18 protein-coding genes are annotated in these 16307 nt (G+C 46.5%); 6 read left to right on the forward strand and 12 right to left on the reverse strand.

Annotation, left to right across the window (positions count from 1 at the left end):
- Positions 1–66: 66 nt before the first annotated feature.
- The 7 genes from C8D73_RS02175 to C8D73_RS02205 form a co-directional block, all read right to left on the reverse strand.
- Positions 67–1290: a RecQ family ATP-dependent DNA helicase gene (locus C8D73_RS02175; protein ID WP_021717568.1), complete on the reverse strand. Its 1224-nt coding sequence runs from the start codon at positions 1288–1290 to the stop codon at positions 67–69.
- A 65-nt stretch (positions 1291–1355) separates the two neighbouring features.
- Positions 1356–1988, reverse strand: coding sequence for an endonuclease III (nth, locus tag C8D73_RS02180; protein WP_113077168.1), 633 nt, complete (start codon positions 1986–1988; stop codon positions 1356–1358).
- Positions 1988–3346: a PFL family protein gene (locus C8D73_RS02185; RefSeq protein ID WP_021717566.1), complete on the reverse strand. Its 1359-nt coding sequence runs from the start codon at positions 3344–3346 to the stop codon at positions 1988–1990. The genes nth and C8D73_RS02185 overlap by 1 nt, the downstream gene beginning before the upstream one ends.
- A 10-nt stretch (positions 3347–3356) precedes the next feature.
- A complete protein-coding gene (locus C8D73_RS02190; protein WP_021717565.1) occupies positions 3357–3626 on the reverse strand; it encodes an ACT domain-containing protein in 270 nt (89 codons plus the stop codon).
- A gap of 147 nt (positions 3627–3773) precedes the next feature.
- Positions 3774–4292 carry a 3-isopropylmalate dehydratase small subunit gene (locus C8D73_RS02195; protein ID WP_044491651.1) on the reverse strand — a complete coding sequence of 173 codons (519 nt, stop codon included), beginning with the start codon at positions 4290–4292 and terminating at the stop codon, positions 3774–3776.
- 5 nt (positions 4293–4297) lie between these two features.
- The gene (locus C8D73_RS02200; protein ID WP_113077169.1) at positions 4298–5575 is read right to left on the reverse strand and encodes a 3-isopropylmalate dehydratase large subunit; all 1278 of its coding nucleotides are present in this window, start codon (positions 5573–5575) and stop codon (positions 4298–4300) included.
- 43 nt (positions 5576–5618) lie between these two features.
- Positions 5619–6533, reverse strand: a complete 915-nt coding sequence (locus C8D73_RS02205) for an alpha/beta fold hydrolase (protein ID WP_113077170.1) — start codon at positions 6531–6533, stop codon at positions 5619–5621.
- 173 nt (positions 6534–6706) lie between these two features.
- On the opposite strand from C8D73_RS02205, the gene C8D73_RS02210 reads away from it, so the two are divergent.
- On the forward strand, positions 6707–7585 hold the full coding sequence (locus C8D73_RS02210) for a LysR family transcriptional regulator (protein WP_021717561.1): 879 nt from the start codon (positions 6707–6709) through the stop codon (positions 7583–7585).
- A 110-nt stretch (positions 7586–7695) separates the two neighbouring features.
- Positions 7696–7983, forward strand: a complete 288-nt coding sequence (locus tag C8D73_RS02215) for a hypothetical protein (protein ID WP_113077171.1) — start codon at positions 7696–7698, stop codon at positions 7981–7983.
- A gap of 81 nt (positions 7984–8064) precedes the next feature.
- On the opposite strand, the gene C8D73_RS02220 is transcribed toward C8D73_RS02215, so the two are convergent.
- The 5 genes from C8D73_RS02220 to lepB are packed head-to-tail and all read right to left on the reverse strand — an operon-like array spanning position 8065 to position 12247.
- Positions 8065–9585 carry a YifB family Mg chelatase-like AAA ATPase gene (locus C8D73_RS02220; protein ID WP_113077172.1) on the reverse strand — a complete coding sequence of 507 codons (1521 nt, stop codon included), beginning with the start codon at positions 9583–9585 and terminating at the stop codon, positions 8065–8067.
- Positions 9586–9604: 19 nt separating this feature from the next.
- Positions 9605–9961 carry a YraN family protein gene (locus tag C8D73_RS02225; protein ID WP_021717558.1) on the reverse strand — a complete coding sequence of 119 codons (357 nt, stop codon included), beginning with the start codon at positions 9959–9961 and terminating at the stop codon, positions 9605–9607.
- The gene (locus tag C8D73_RS02230; protein WP_113077173.1) at positions 9958–10767 is read right to left on the reverse strand and encodes a ribonuclease HII; all 810 of its coding nucleotides are present in this window, start codon (positions 10765–10767) and stop codon (positions 9958–9960) included. Before C8D73_RS02230 ends, C8D73_RS02225 begins: the two co-directional genes overlap by 4 nt.
- Positions 10768–10807: 40 nt before the next feature.
- A complete protein-coding gene (gene ylqF / locus C8D73_RS02235) occupies positions 10808–11671 on the reverse strand; it encodes a ribosome biogenesis GTPase YlqF (RefSeq protein WP_113077174.1) in 864 nt (287 codons plus the stop codon).
- Positions 11672–11692: 21 nt separating this feature from the next.
- A complete protein-coding gene (gene lepB, locus C8D73_RS02240) occupies positions 11693–12247 on the reverse strand; it encodes a signal peptidase I (RefSeq protein WP_021717555.1) in 555 nt (184 codons plus the stop codon).
- Between the two features lie 325 nt (positions 12248–12572).
- Here lepB and rbsK point away from each other — a divergent pair, with 325 nt between their 5' ends.
- The 4 genes from rbsK to C8D73_RS02260 are packed head-to-tail and all read left to right on the forward strand — an operon-like array spanning position 12573 to position 16297.
- Complete coding sequence (rbsK, locus tag C8D73_RS02245; RefSeq protein ID WP_113077175.1) at positions 12573–13466, forward strand: ribokinase; 894 nt, start codon at positions 12573–12575, stop codon at positions 13464–13466.
- Positions 13454–13849: a D-ribose pyranase gene (rbsD, locus tag C8D73_RS02250; RefSeq protein WP_113077176.1), complete on the forward strand. Its 396-nt coding sequence runs from the start codon at positions 13454–13456 to the stop codon at positions 13847–13849. Before rbsK ends, rbsD begins: the two co-directional genes overlap by 13 nt.
- 33 nt (positions 13850–13882) lie before the next feature.
- The gene (locus C8D73_RS02255) at positions 13883–15364 is read left to right on the forward strand and encodes a sugar ABC transporter ATP-binding protein (protein ID WP_113077177.1); all 1482 of its coding nucleotides are present in this window, start codon (positions 13883–13885) and stop codon (positions 15362–15364) included.
- A 3-nt stretch (positions 15365–15367) separates the two neighbouring features.
- Positions 15368–16297 carry an ABC transporter permease subunit gene (locus tag C8D73_RS02260; protein ID WP_021717551.1) on the forward strand — a complete coding sequence of 310 codons (930 nt, stop codon included), beginning with the start codon at positions 15368–15370 and terminating at the stop codon, positions 16295–16297.
- Positions 16298–16307 lie beyond the last annotated feature (10 nt).

Consider the following 16307-nt stretch of genomic DNA (forward strand, 5'->3'; position numbering starts at 1 on the left):
TTCTGCATTCAAAAAATATTCCCTGCCCATTAACGAATAAGTTCACTGCCTTGTCACAAAGCACCTTCAATTACTGCCGCTGCAATTACTGCAATTCCCACATCTGTCATTTGTTTCCTGTCCAAAATATGTCAGCAGATATTTACGCAGGCAACCTCTGGTAAAACAATAGCTTTCTATATCACGCAGCCTTTGGTAAGCATTTGTCAGCCACAGCTTTTTGTCTTCCGCACTGCTTTCTCTCTGCTCACAGCTATATTCCAGCAGCTGCCGCTGCTGCATTATGTCACGCCGTTCAAAAAGCAGTACGCATTTTGCCGGCAAGCCGTCACGTCCAGCCCTTCCTGCTTCCTGATAATAGCCTTCTACATCAAGCGGCAAAGTATAATGCAAGACAAACCTTACATCAGGTTTATCTATACCCATCCCAAACGCATTAGTCGCCACCATCACCTGCAATTCATTTTTAATGAAAGCGTTCTGGTTCCGCTGCCGTTCTTCCATTGTTAAACCAGCATGATAACGTCCTGCTGGATAGCCCCAGGCATTGAGGTCATTACATACTTCTTCCGTCTGCTTCTGCGTTGCACAATAAATAATACCGCAACCGTTTTGCTCCGGCAGCCAGCTACGCAAAAAACGTCTTTTCACCATTGGTTTTTCCACAATAAATGTAAGATTGCTTCTGTCAAAACCGGTCACAAGTTCTAACGGCTGCTCTAATCCCAGGCATTTACTTATCTCACGTCTTACAACCGGCGTGGCAGTAGCTGTAAAAGCCGCAACAACAGGAGCCTTCGGCAGGCCGTCTAAAAACGGCTTTATTGCCAGATAAGCCGGTCGGAAGGATTCACCCCATCGTACTACGCAGTGTGCTTCATCAACAACGACCAACGCTATTTGCAGCTCACTTGCAAAAGCCTTAAACTGCTCATTCTGCAGGCGTTCAGGTGAAACGTACAGCAATTTACATTTATTATTACGGGCAGCATAAACGGCGGCACCGTACTCCTGCTTACTCATCCCGCTACTCAAATAAGCCGCTTCTACACCATGTTCCGCTAAACTGCGTACCTGATCCTTCATCAAGGAAATCAACGGTGAAACAACCAGTGTCAATCCCTCCAGCATCAACGCCGGTAACTGATAACATAAGCTTTTTCCAGCTCCGGTCGGCATAACAGCTACAACAGGACGTCCGTTCAAAATTTGCTCTATCAGCTCTGACTGCCCGCTTCTGAACTCACTGTAACCAAAATATTTTTGCAAAATCATTTCTTTTGTCTGCACGGCTGCTCCTTAAACACAACAAGCCTGTGTGCCAGTCGCACTACAGGCTTGTCTGCAATTTTATTTTATAAATTCTTTTCCTTGTATGGACACAATTCTACCAATACGCATTCACTGCATAAAGGTTTCCTTGCCTTGCAAATCTTACGGCCATGCCAGATCAACCAATGATGAGCATCGCTCCACTTATTCTTCGGAATGGCTTTCTGCAGCTCTTTCTCCACTGCCAGCGGATCATCGCCCTTAGCTAAACCCAACCGGTGCGAAACTCTGAAAACATGGGTATCAACCGCAATCGCCGGAACCTTATAAACAATACTGGCGACAACATTAGCCGTTTTTTTACCCACACCCGGCAGCTTCATCAGCTCCTCGACAGTGTCAGGAATAACGCTGTTATATTCTTCCGTCAGCATTTTACAGGTTGCCAGCAGATTTTTAGCCTTCGATCGGAACAGTCCACAGTCACGAATCTCTTCTTCCAGCTGTTCCTGAGAAAGTGCGCCCATTTTTTCAGGAGTATTATATTTCGGGAAAATACGTGCTGTAATCTTATTGACACGTTCGTCCGTACATTGCGCTGACATAATTACCGCTACTAACAATTCAAAAGGCGTCGAATAGTTCAGCGCTGTTTCCGTACCCATATAAGTTTCTTCCAGCAGCGCTAAAATTGCCTCACGTTGTTGTTTACGCATTAGTTGGTCAGACTCCTTACCGGTGCAGGAATACGACCACCGCGGGCAATAAAGGCATCGGCCTTAAATTTGCTCACGGCAATGATGGGAGCATATCCCAGCAAACCGCCAAATTCTACCTGTTCTCCGACAGTTTTACCCGGAACCGGTATCAGACGTACAGCAGTAGTTTTATTGTTGATCATTCCAATTGCCGCTTCATCAGCAATGATTGCTGAAATAGTTTCAGCAGTCACATCACCTGGAATGGCTATCATATCAAGCCCTACGGAACAAACACAGGTCATGGCCTCTAATTTCTCCAAAGTCAGGCTGCCGCGTTCAACAGCCGCGATCATTCCCGCGTCTTCACTGACAGGAATAAAGGCACCGCTCAAACCGCCGACATAACTTGAAGCCATCAATCCACCCTTTTTAACGGCATCATTAAGCATAGCTAAAGTAGCAGTAGTACCAGGACAGCCACAGCTCTCCAAGCCTATTTCTTCCAGAATATGAGCAACGCTGTCGCCGATTGCCGGTGTCGGAGCCAGCGACAAATCAATAATACCAAACTGCGTATCCAGACGACGGGCGGCTTCCTGTGCAACCAACTGGCCGACACGAGTAATTTTGAACGCAGTTTTCTTGATCGTTTCTGCTACAGCGCCAATGTCCTGTCCGCGCACTGCCTCCAACGCATGTTTTACCACACCGGGTCCGCTGACACCTACATTTATGACAGTTTCAGGCTCTGTAACACCATGGAAAGCGCCGGCCATAAAAGGATTATCAGGCACTGCATTACAGAAAACAACCAATTTTGCACAGCCAATAGCATCACGGTCTGCAGTACGTTCTGCTGCCATTTTGATTACACGGCCCATTTCCGCAACTGCATCCATATTAATCCCGCATTTAGTAGAACCGACACTGACAGAGGAACAGACAATATCAGTTACTGCCAAAGCTTCTGGAATAGAACAAATAAGATTTCTATCACCTTTGGTATAACCTTTATCAACCAAGGCAGAAAAACCGCCGATAAAATTAACGCCTACTGCTTTGCCTGCCTCATCAAGCGCTTTAGCCAGCGGAACATAATCATTGCTGTCGCAGCTTTCACCAACCATCGAAACAGGAGTTACAGAAATACGTTTATTAATGATCGGAACACCGAGCTCCATTTCCAGTTCCTCGCCGACCTGAACAAGCTTTTCAGCTTTCCTGGTGATCTTATCATATACCTTCTGTGCCGTTACTTTTATATCAGGATGACCGCAGTCGCGCAAACTGATTCCCATAGTGATCGTACGCACATCCAGGTTGTTCTGCGTGATCATCTGGTTAGTTTCCAAGATATCTTTAATCGTGAACATAGACAGCCTCCTAGATACGGTGCATCGCCGTAAATATTTCTTCGCTTTGTACTCTGATCTCAACGCCGATATCTCTGCCTAAAGCAGTAAAGATATCCTTAAGATCCTGTAATTTTACAGCAGCACCCGTCATATCAGCAATCAAAACCATATTGAAGAAACCCTCCATAATATTTTGATTGATATTGAGGATATTTACGCCATGCTCAGCGAGAATATTACTTACTTTAGCAATAATGCCGACCTTGTCTTTGCCAACGATAGTTAATACGATACGCATACTGTTGTCATCCTTTCCCATAAAACAAATAATAACTACCATGTCTAACACGGTAGTTATTATTGTACCATATTTTCAGCAAAGTTGTGTGTATACATTGCAAATTATAATTCAAAAAAATCTTTACATTGTAATTTTACAGCGCCGTCACCGGTTCTTACTTTTTTTAGTCTCCTGCATCGCTTTGATCATAGGTTTGATCCCGCCGCTCTGCAGAATGTTCATAATATAAGGCGACATCGGAACAGCTGCAGCTGTTGCTCCCGTAGTCAGGTTTTTGATTATTCCAGCCTCAATATCAACCTCTACTTCATCACCCTCTGCAATAATTTTCGTGATCTCGCTGCAGGTAATAACAGGTACGCCTAAATTAATAGCATTACGGAAAAATATCCTGCCAAAAGATTCTGCCAGTACAGCTCCAGCACCAACTGCTTTCAATGTTATTGCCGCATGCTCACGCGATGAACCGCAGCCAAAATTAGTTCCGGCCACAATGATATCTCCCGGATCGAAGTTTTTTACAAAGCTCTCATCAGCGCCGTACATCGCATATTTTTTTATATCTTCTACATCCGTATATTCTACAAAACGACCCGGATAAATCTGATCTGTATCAATATTTTTCCCAAAAACAAATGCTTTGCCCCTGACTTTCGTTTTCATTACCATCACCGTCCATTCCCGCAGTCGCCGGTTTTCAAATATACAGCCGGATCAGTAATTTTCCCCTCTAATGCCGAAGCTGCCACAGCAGCAGGAGAGGCCAGAAATATCCTGCCATCTACATGTCCCATTCTACCGGGGAAATTACGGTTAGTAGAACTTATGCAAACCTCTCCTCCTGCAAGCATCCCCTGGTGTACTCCCAAACAGGCGGCACAGCCCGGAGCCGTTATCGTGGCTCCTGCCTGCATCAAAGTTTGGATATACCCAAGCTCCATTGCATCTTCCATTACCTTTTTAGAAGCAGGCACGACTATCATCCTCGTTGTTTTAGGAATATGCCTGCCTTGTAAGATCTGTGCTGCTACAGCCAGATCCTGCAGACGACCGCCAGTACACGAACCCAAATAAGCTTCGTCAACAGGAGTGCCGGCATATTTGTCCAATTCAAAAACATTATCAACACTTGATGGTGCCGCTACCTGAGCCCTGATTTTACTTACGTCATACGTAAGCTCCGCAGCATATTGAAAATCAGTATCTGTTTCATAAATTTTATAAGGTCTTGCCACACAGTTGTGCAAATATTCCATAGTGACAGCATCAGGCTGGATATAGCTGGTTTTACAACCCATCTCCGTTGACATATTACACATACACATTCTTTCGGAAATACTCAACCCATTTACAACAGGTCCTGCAAATTCTACCGCTTTATAAACACCGTAATCTGCACCCAGATCACCTATGATATGCAGAATGATATCCTTGGCAAAAACACCCGGCTGCAGCTTACCAACCAGATTGATCCTGAAAATCTCCGGTACCATGAACCACAGCTTGCCAGTAATCATAATCGTCGCCAGATCAGTAGCGCCAACACCGGTCCCAAAAGCGCCAAAAGCTCCGTGAGTCGTCGTATGCGAATCAGTGACAACTACTATCTCTCCAGGATGTACCCAACCTTTATCGGCCAAAACCTGATGGCAGACACCCTGATCTATATCCATCAATTTTTCGATACCCTGTTCAAAACAGAACTTTCTGAACTGCTTATGATTTTCAGCCTGTGTTATCGTAGCACAGGGAGCGTAATGATCAAAAAACATCACGATCTTATCAGCATCAAAAACCTTTTCACCGCCCATTTCATAAAAGGAACGTACAGTCTGCAAATATAAATCGTTGATTCCTGCAATATCCACGTCGCAATTAACTATCTCGCCTGTTGCGACCTGATGTTTACCAGCTTTTTCTGCCAATAATTTTTCAATAGCATGCATAAGCTACACTTCTTTCTTTTCTTTTATTAGCACCGCAACAAATTCAAGCCGGATATTTGGCTAAAAATTGCAGCATCGCCTCTAAAACTACCTCCGGCTGTTCTTCCGGTACAAAATGCCCGCACTCATTTACAGCAAACCCTTCTACATTAGCCGCCCTTTCCTGCCAGCCGCTCATAACATCCCACAGCTTACCGACAACACCGTCCTTACCCCACAAAGCCAAAACAGGAACCTGAATGATCTGTTCACGATCTGCTTTATCCATCTCCATATCTATAGTAGCACTGGCACGGTAATCTTCGCAAATACCATGGAAAGTCATCGGATCGCGCAGACAGCGTACATATTCGTCTAAAATCTCCTTAGGGAACCTGCTTTTAGCGGCCGGCCCGATCTTCAAATTCAAATTATAATTAACAAAATACTCAGGATCTGCCGCCAGCACTCTTTCAGGGAACCCTTTGCCCTGAATATAAAAGAACCAGTGCCAATATTTAGTCGCAAACTCCTGACTGGTATCACGGTACATATCATAAGTCGGCAAAATATCCATCATCGTACAAGACAGCAGCCGTTCCGGATGATCCATCACCATCCTGTGCAGTACTCTTGCCCCGCGATCGTGACCGACACCATGGAATTTTTCAAAACCCAGCTTGCTCATAACTGTAAACTGATCGTCTCCCATAGCCCGCTTGGAATAATTAGCATGATCCGGAAGTCCTTCAGGCTTGCTGCTGTCGCCATATCCACGCAGATCTGTAATAACTACCGTATAAAGCCCGGTTAGACCCGGCGTCAAAAACCGCCAGATCAAATGTGTCTCTGGATGCCCGTGCAGCAGTAAAATAGCTTCACTGCCCTTGCCGCCAACTAAAGTGTTGATCTTAATACCGTCACCTACATCGATAAGTTGCTGTTTGAATTCCGGAAAATACTTTTGGTCAATATTCATCTGCCCCACCTCCGTAAATTTTCACACCACATTTAGCGTTCTATTTCTCTGCTTTCATTATCCGCTACGATAACAATAAAGTAAAATACAAATTTTAAATATAAATATAGTTTTTAGCTATTAAACAATGCTATAATAAAATGAGTTATAAGCTACAATAAGGAGTACTAACTATGACACTGACACAGATGCGTTATTTTTATGAAGTCTGTAAATGGCGTAGTATCACTAAAGCTGCCGCCAGTCTGCATATCTCTCAGCCAACTGTTTCCATCGCCATGGCCGATCTGGAAAAAGAAAGCGGGCTGAACCTTTTTCGGCGCGAAGGCAAAAAACTTTCGCTTACAGAAGACGGCAGCCTGCTGTTAAGTAAAATCACTCCTATTTTGGCTAACCTACAGCAGCTTGACCGCGATATCAAAGATATGGCACAGAATAAAAACCTCATCCGCCTGGCAGTACCTTTACAAATCGGCGTACAGCTGCTGCCAACTCTTTTCCGCGATTTCAAAAATCTGTACCCTGAAATAGAGCTGGAAGTAGTAGAAGCAGGCGGCATAGATTCACTGCGTATGATAGAAAATGAAGAACTTGATTTAGCCGTCACCAATTATGACGACAGCTTTTCACCCAATCTGCATTACCGTAAGCTTTTTAAAAGCGAAGCCTGCTTCTGCACCTATCCTGACCATCCGCTGGCGCAGAAAAAATATGTCGATACCAAAGATATTGCCAACGAACCTCTGGTACTGCTTAACGGTGGTTTTTTCGTCAATCGCCTCATCTATCAAAATTTTCAGCAGGCTTTAACAGCGCCTAAGGTAATTCTGCATTCATCGCAGCTTCATACGGTCAAAAACCTCATTTCCAGCCAAATAGCCTCCTCTTTTCTAATGCGTCAAGCCATTACGGCCTCTGACAATATCATTCCACTTTCACTTAAAAAGCCGCTTTTTATAAATTCCGGCATCGTCACCAAACGCGGCCGGCAAATCTACGGCGACGAACAAAAACTCATTGAATTTATCTGCGATAATCAGCCGTTAGGCTAAATTTTTCTCTTCTCTGTAAAATCCACCATAGTAGTAATAATATCAAGTATCATATGGTTAAAGTAAGTGTGCACATATACTTGATATCAAAAAAGAAAAGAGGAATAAAAATGTATATTGATTATCAAATTTTATCTGTAGTAGAAGACATGTCAGCTAATCCCCAAAGTAAATTCGACGGAATGAATTGCACCCCAATCGCTCTTGGCCGGTATGATGATTCCAGTAAAATCTTATGTCTTTCTGCTACGCAAACTAACTTCCCCCATTTATCCAACGACAAAAAATACAACATTATTGCCAGAAACAAAGAAAATCAAAAGACTGAAAGTTTCTCCGGAACATATAATAACGACTGGAGCTTCAGCATCTTCCTGTATAACGGTACCGCAGTATAAAAAACGCTCAAAGAAGCAGGCATGAGATAACTTTTATCTCATGCCTGCTTCTCATTATTTCTAAAAACATCTTTTGTTTTTTTATGAATTTAAACTTGTCCGCAGCTGTACCGCCTCTGCCAGATGGGCGGCCGTTATGATATCACTGCCGTCCAGATCGGCTATCGTACGCGCTACTTTAATGATCCGATCGTGGCTGCGGGCGCTGAGCCCCAACGCCGTAAAAAACTTCGCCAGCAGCTTTTCTGCAGCAGCTTCCATCTGGCAGTGCTTGTTCAGCTCACGCCGCCCCATCTGCGCATTGCAATACAAATTAGTACCCTGTAAACGCAGCAGCTGCAGCTGACGCGCTTTGATCACCCTTTCACGAATCACGGCCGAGCTTTCACCGGCTTCCCTGCTTTGCAGATCAGCGTATTCCAGCCGCGGCACATACACCTGTAAATCAATACGGTCTAATAAAGGCCCCGACAGTTTACGGTGATAACGCTCGATCTCAAACTGCTTACACGAACATTCCCGCTTTCTATCACCCAGATAGCCACAGGGACACGGGTTCTGCGCTGTGCACATAATAAAATTAGCAGGAAAAGTAAGCGATGCCTGTACGCGGCTGATCGTCACATAACCATCTTCCAGCGGCTGACGCAGCACCTCCAAAGCAGTACGCGAAAATTCAGGAAACTCATCTAAAAATAAAACACCATGATGGCTCAATGTCACTTCTCCAGGCCGCGGCACACTGCCGCCACCTATAAGCGCGCTTGAAGAAATCGTATGATGCGGACTGCGAAATGGACGTTCCAGCATCACCCGTTCCTGCCGCTGCAGCAAACCTGCAATACTGTAGATTTTTGTTACCTCCAGCGCCTCAGCCTCTGTCAGCGGCGGTAAAATAGTTGGCAGCCGACGTGCCAGCATAGTTTTACCGCTGCCGGGAGATCCTACCATCAAAATATTATGTCCACCTGCCGCTGCAATTTCCAGTGCTCTTTTTACTACCTGCTGCCCGCGCACTTCCGCAAAATCCACATCATAGACACTGGTTGCTGCCGCGCAGATAGCTTCCTTATCCAGTACATCCAGAACCTTTTCACCCCGCAGATGCTCTACCAATTCAAGCAGCGATGCAGGTATCAGCACATCAATACCGTCAACAAGCCGTCCTTCAGCGCAGTTGCCTGCAGGGATCACAATGTTTTTCCTGCCAATGTCACGTGCATGCAGAATCATTGGCAATACGCCTGCAATCTGCCTGATTGTCCCATCCAGTGCCAGTTCGCCCACAAAAATAGTATCATCAACCTGCTCCTGCTGTAAAACACCGCTGCTGACTAAAATACCAACAGCAATAGGAAGATCAAGACCGGAACCATCCTTTTTCAAATCAGCCGGAGCCAGATTTACAGTAATCCTGGTCATCGGAAAGATCAGGCCCGAATTTTTCAGTGCAGCCCGTACCCGTTCCCGAGATTCTTTGACTGACGTATCAGGCAAACCCACAATATCAAAGCTCGGCAGCCCGTTAGAAATATCCACTTCGACAATGATCTGTTCACCATTGATACCGCAGGTTGTTTCTCCATAAACTTTAGCGTACATAAAAACGCCTCCTCTTATTTTAAAAACAGTGCGGTAAATGGTGTAATCTTGCCACATTGCCCTCAACTAAAATTTCGATCACATCAAAACTGAGCATTTGCTGATGCCTGTTTTCCTGCTGCAAATAAAAAAGCGCCGCACTCCTGATTTTCTGCTGCTTGGCGTATGTAACCGCCAGACGGGGCAGCCCAAAATTCAGGTTGCGGCGTGTTTTTACTTCTACAAAACTAAGCTCGCCGCCTTTAGCGGCAATAATATCGATCTCGCCATAACGGCAGCGGTAATTACGACGACAGATAACGTAACCTTTACGTTCTAAATAAGCGCAGGCAGCGTCCTCACCTTTTTTACCCAGCCTTTGCCGCGCTTCCGTCACTTCTCTGGCACCGGCGAAAACAGCCTGTTACCTTCATGTTCAGCAGGAGGCAGATGCATACTTTTAATGGGCTCATAACTGCGGCGATGCCACTTAGTAGCTCCAAACTCAGCAATTGCCTGCATATGCTCCCTGCTGCCATAACCCTTGTTACCGGCAAAACCATACTGAGGATATTGTTCAGCCAGTTCTATCATCATCCGGTCACGAGTGACCTTGGCAATAATAGAAGCAGCAGCTATCGAAGCACTCAGCGCGTCACCGTGAATCAAGGAAACTGTTTCAATACCGGCCGATACGATCGGCATTGCATCTACCAGCGCCACCTGCGGCTTAATCGCAAGATGTTCCAGAACCTCAGTCATTCCCTGCTTCGTAGCCTGATAAATATTCAGCTCGTCGATATTGCTGATACTGACTACATTTACAGAAACAGACAGTGCTTTGGCAAGTACTTCGTCATAAAGCTGCTCGCGCTTTACTGCCGAAAGCTGCTTGGAATCATTAAGTCCGCTGATAAATACCTCCTGCGGTAAAATAACAGCCGCTATCACCAACGGCCCTGCCAAAGGTCCCCGTCCTGCTTCGTCGATCCCGGCAATATACTGTGCCCCCTGATCGTAATATTTACGTTCATAGGCCAGCATCTCCGTAAAACGCTGCTGCTCTAAACGCAGCTTTTCCTGCCTTTTATGATAAGCGACAACCAGCTTCTGCACACCGCTGCGCTCATCGGAAGCAAGTTCTGCCACCTGATCCGGGTCAGGCTCTCCCGCCAAAATCTCCTTTACCTCGCTGATCTTCATTATTCCCACCCCTAATTAAAAAGGCCGCGTTGCAGCGGCCTTAATTATTTTCACTCGGTTCATCTAAAGTAAAACGCCCTAAGCGTCCTGTACGAAAATCACGCAATACCAGCTGGATAACCTTATCAATGTCAAGCACACCGCCAGCCTTCAGGCAGCCGCGCGCGACGGCTATTTTAGACATTACCTCACGCACAGGCTCAGCTTCTGAAAAATCAATAGCGTACTTTACACGCAGATCCTCCGGATAGATATGCATCAAACGTTCAAGCAACAGCTCTACTGCTGTTTCCCTGTCATAAACATCCTCTTTGATCGCTCCCGTTACTGCCAGACAAAAGCCTACTTCCGGATCTTCAAATTTCGGCCACAAAACACCTGGGGTATCCAAAAGCTCCAGACCTTTGGCGATAGTCACCCATTGCTGACCTCGAGTCACACCAGGTCTGTCCGCTGCCACAACTTTATTTTTACCGACCAAACGATTGATCAAAGTAGACTTACCTACATTCGGCACACCCACGATCATAACACGGATCGAACGATTGCGTACACCTTTTCTCAGCCACTTATCCGTGACAGGCCTGGCCACCTGCTGAATCGCAGCCACCATCTGTTTTACGCCCTTACCGGTACTGCAATCTACCTTACAGACAGGCAAACCGCTGTTTTTAAAAGTCTGCAGCCATTTTTCAGTCTTTTCCGGATCAGCCATATCGATCTTATTCAAAGCAACGACCTTGGGTTTATCCCCCAGCATCTGGATCAGCATCGGATTGCTGCTGGAACGCGGGATCCGCGCATCCAGCATTTCAACCACAACATCAACCAGCTTTAACTGCTGTTCCATCATCCGTTTCGCCTTCGTCATATGACCGGGAAACCATTGTATCTTAAAATCCATAATTATCTCCTCGACCGCCTATCAAGGCAGCATACGCCATCTTTCAACAGGCCAGAAAGCAACAACTGCTTCGCCTTTTACAAGCTTCAGCGGCACAAAATCAACATCGGCAAAACGGCTGTCTTCAGAATTATTACGGTTATCTCCTAAAACGAAGATATGCCCCTGAGGCACAACAGATTTTCTGTAATTAGACTTATTCGGACCCTTCGGATCATCCTTGTAAATATAATTTTCTTCGATCACACTGCCGTTGACCAGAACCTTACCGTCACGCATCTCAATAGTATCACCGCCGGTCGCGATAACGCGTTTGATAAAATCGCGGCTTTCATCCTTCGGATAACGGAAAACGACGATCTCACCCTTTTTCGGCTCGGTAAAGAAATATTTATACTTGCTGACGATCAGGCGCTCGTGGCTTTCCAGCGTCGGATACATCGACGTACCCTCGACCATATAAGGCTCTACCACAAACGTACGGATACAAAAAGCCAGCGCTACGGCTACAATGATCGAAACCAGCCAGTCGCTGATAGTATCCTGCCAAGATGTTCCTGATTTTTTAGTACTCATATATACTCCCTCTTATTCCAACGCATCAACTGAATCGGTGCGGTCTCTTTTATTTTTGCAAACGTACTCACAACGTTCGCAACACCGTTTCTACGTTAACAAACATTAGTGGATTTGTCAATCGCCAAAGGCAAATTGTCGAAAAAATTTTACATTAATATAGTGTTTTTTCTTGCCCAAAACAGTCGCTTGCGGTAAAATACATAAGTATTAGCTTTTCCAAAATCATCATTAAATAGGCAGGATATAACCCGCCTGTGTAGAATATTATAATGTTACTATTATAGCAAAATTACAAGTTTCCAAGATGTAAGGAGAGATCACCATGGTCAAAATCGCTGTTATCGGCAGCTGTTCCATCGACCTCACAGTAGAAGCAGGCAAACGGCCTGCAGCCGGCGAAACAATAATCGGCAGCAGGCTCATAGTTTCACCAGGAGGCAAAGGCGCTAATCAGGCCGTTGCCGCCGCACGTTTAGGAGCCCAGGTACACATGATAGGCTGCGTAGGCGACGATGCTTACGGCACCATGATCATCAACAACCTGAAAACCAACAACGTCAATACTGGTTATGTCAGCGTCCTGCCCGGACAGAACAGCGGTACTGCCCATATCACCCTTGCCGAAGGCGACAACAGTATTATCGTCATCAAAGGCGCCAATGATCTGGTCATGCCCAAACATATCGATACTGCCTGGAACGTCATTGCCGCCGCAGACCTGGTCATGCTCCAGCACGAAATACCGCTGCCCACCATCGATTACATCATCGGCAAATGTGCAGCGGCAGGAATCAGCGTACTTTTAAATCCGGCTCCCGTGCAGCCCGTTCCTTCTGAATGGCTGGATAAAGTCACCTATGTGACCCCCAATGAACACGAAGCCGAAGCCCTTTATCCCGGTAAGACCAGCGAAGAAATCCTGCTGATGCAGGAAGAACGCTTCTTTATGACACTTGGCAAAGCAGGCGTTGCTTATGCTAAAAACGGCAAAGTACACACTGTTCCCGCATTCGTCGTTAATGCCCAGGATACCACAGGCGCAGGCGATACCTTCAACAGTGCTTTTGCCGTCGCAAGATGCGAAGGACGCAGCCTAGACGACAGTATACGGTTTGCCAACGCCGCAGCGGCCCTCTCCGTTCAGAAGCTGGGCGCACAAGGCGGTATGCCCTATCTTAAAGATGTAGAAAGGATGCTTGGAGAATGCAAAAAATAGGAATCCTCAACAGCGACATCGCCAAAGTCCTGGCTGACTTAGGCCATACTGACACTATCGTTATCGGCGACTGCGGCCTTCCGGTTCCGGCCGGTGTCCCCAAAATCGATCTGGCTCTGAAACCAGGTACTCCTTCCTTTTTAGATGTCCTTACAGAAGTGTTGAAATATATGGAAGTCGAAAAAATACATATCGCTTCCGAAATGGAAAGTAAAAATCCTGCTACATGGCAGAAAATGCAGGAGCTTTTTGAAGGTAAGGAACAGATCCTTAGCGACCACGAAGCCTTCAAAGCCGCTGCCAAAACTGCTAAAGCAGTGATCCGCACCGGCGAGATCACCCCCTACGCCAACATTATCCTGCACGCAGGCGTTATTTTCTAAAATCGATTTTACAGCAAAGGAGTTTTGCGACTAATGGAAATCACCATGAAGGGTATTTCAAAAGCCTTCGGCTCCAACGAAGTACTCAAAGGCGTCGACCTGACCTTAAAATCAGGAGAGATCCACGCTCTGATGGGTGAAAACGGCGCCGGTAAATCCACCCTTATGAACATCCTTACGGGTATCCATAAAGCCGACAGCGGCACGATCTGCGTAGACGGACGGGAAATAAGCTTCAAAAACGCACTCGAAGCCGAAAAATGCGGCATCGCTTTCATCCATCAGGAACTTAATATCTGGCCCAATCTCTCTATTCTCGAAAATCTGTTTTTGATGCAGAACGTAACCAACAGTTTCGGAATGCTTGACTTCAAAAAAATGCGCAGGCTGGCCGAAGAAAAATGCAGTCAAATGGGTATTACACTGCCTTTTGACGCAGAAGCAGGCGAATGCAGCGTGGGTCAGCAGCAAATGACAGAAATCATGCGTAACCTGATGCTTGACGCCAAAGTCGTCATCATGGATGAACCTACGGCCGCCCTGACAGAACGTGAAACAGAAAAACTGTTTGCCGTAATGCACGCGCTTAAAGACAAAGGCGTTGCCATCGTCTACATCTCGCATCGAATGGAAGAAGTATTCGCCCACTGCGATACCATCACCGTAATGCGCGACGGCTACGCTATTAGCAGCAAACCCACCCGCGAAACCAATATGGAACAGGTGGTCCGCGACATGGTCGGCCGTTCTATTACCGAATATTACCCCGGACGCACAAACGAACCCGGCGAAATAGTCCTGGAAGTCAAAAACTTCTGTCAAGACGGACTGTTCAACAATATCTCCTTCAAACTGCGTAAAGGCGAGATCCTCGGCGTAGCAGGGCTGATGGGAGCAGGCAGGACCGAGATCATGCGGGCCCTGTTCGGCGTTGATTCCTGCAAGCACGGTGAAGTTTACCTGCATGGGAAAAAAGTCTGTATCAAAAAACCGGAAGACGCCATCAAAGCAGGCATCGGCTTCATCACCGAAAACCGTAAAAGTGAGGGCCTGATCCTCGACTTCTCCATCTCCAGAAATATTGCGCTGCCCAGTGTCGATACCTTTGCTAAACGCAGCGTGATCAACGCCAAAAACGAAACAGCCTTCTCCGAAGCGCTTTCTAAAAAACTGGGTGTCAAAACCGCATCGATCGACCTGGAAGCAGGCGCACTATCAGGCGGCAACCAGCAAAAGGTCGTCATTGCCAAATGGATCGGTATGAATCCATCAATCATTATTATGGATGAACCGACACGCGGTATCGATGTCGGCGCCAAGCGCGACATCTACGATCTAATGAACGAACTGACCTCTCAGGGCGTCGCCATCATCATGGTCTCCTCCGAACTGCCGGAAGTTATCGGCATGAGCGACCGCATCCTCGTTATCCACGAAGGTAAGATCGCCGGAGAGCTGGACCACGAAGAAGCGACACAAGAAAAAATAATCACCCTTGCCACAGGAGGACAGTAAATAATGAATATTAAAGAACGTATCCGTAAAATGGGCCCCTTTATTGCCCTTGTCGTAACCTTTATCGTCATAGCCGCCTTAAACGACAGTTTTGTCGATCCCAATAACCTGAAAAACCTGCTGCGTCAGGTTTCCATCAACGCCCTTATTTCTTTCGGTATGACCTTTGTCATCCTGACAGGCGGCATCGACCTGTCTGTCGGCAGCCTGCTGGCACTTTCAAGCGCCCTGATGGGCAGCCTGATCGTCAGCGGCATGAACCCGATGCTGGCGATCCTTGCTGCCTGCTTCATAGGCATGGGCCTTGGCGCTGTCAACGGCTTAGTCATTGCTTACGGCAAAGTAGCACCCTTTATCGCTACGCTCGCCACCATGACCATTTATCGCGGTCTGACACTGGTATATACCAATGGTAACCCTATCAGCGGTCTCAGTGACGACACTATGTTCCACGACTTCGGCCAGGGCTTTTTCATGGGATTGCCAGTACCTGCAATCATCATGCTGCTGGCATTTGCCGTTTCCTGGTTCATCCTTAGGAAAACCCCTTTGGGCCGTAAAATCTACGCAGTAGGCGGCAACGAAAAAGTTTCCTTCATCGCCGGCATCAAAATAGAACGTGTCAAAATCTTTGTTTATGCAATCACCGGTTTCTTCTGCGCTCTGGCAGGCGCAGTCCTCACCTCACGTCTCAATTCGGCCCAGCCGACTGCCGGCACCGGTTATGAACTTGACGCCATCGCCGCCGTAGTTTTAGGCGGAACCAGTCTTTCCGGCGGCAAAGGTTATATCACAGGTACACTGGTCGGCGTGCTTATCATCGGCACACTCAACAACGGCCTCAATATTCTCGACGTATCCAGCTTCTATCAACAAGTTGTCAAAGGTATTGTAATTTTACTGGCGGTACTTATGGACCGCAAAAAAGCTTAGGAGGCACTCA

It is taken from the genome of Phascolarctobacterium faecium DSM 14760, assembly GCF_003269275.1.
GTDB lineage: Bacteria > Bacillota > Negativicutes > Acidaminococcales > Acidaminococcaceae > Phascolarctobacterium > Phascolarctobacterium faecium.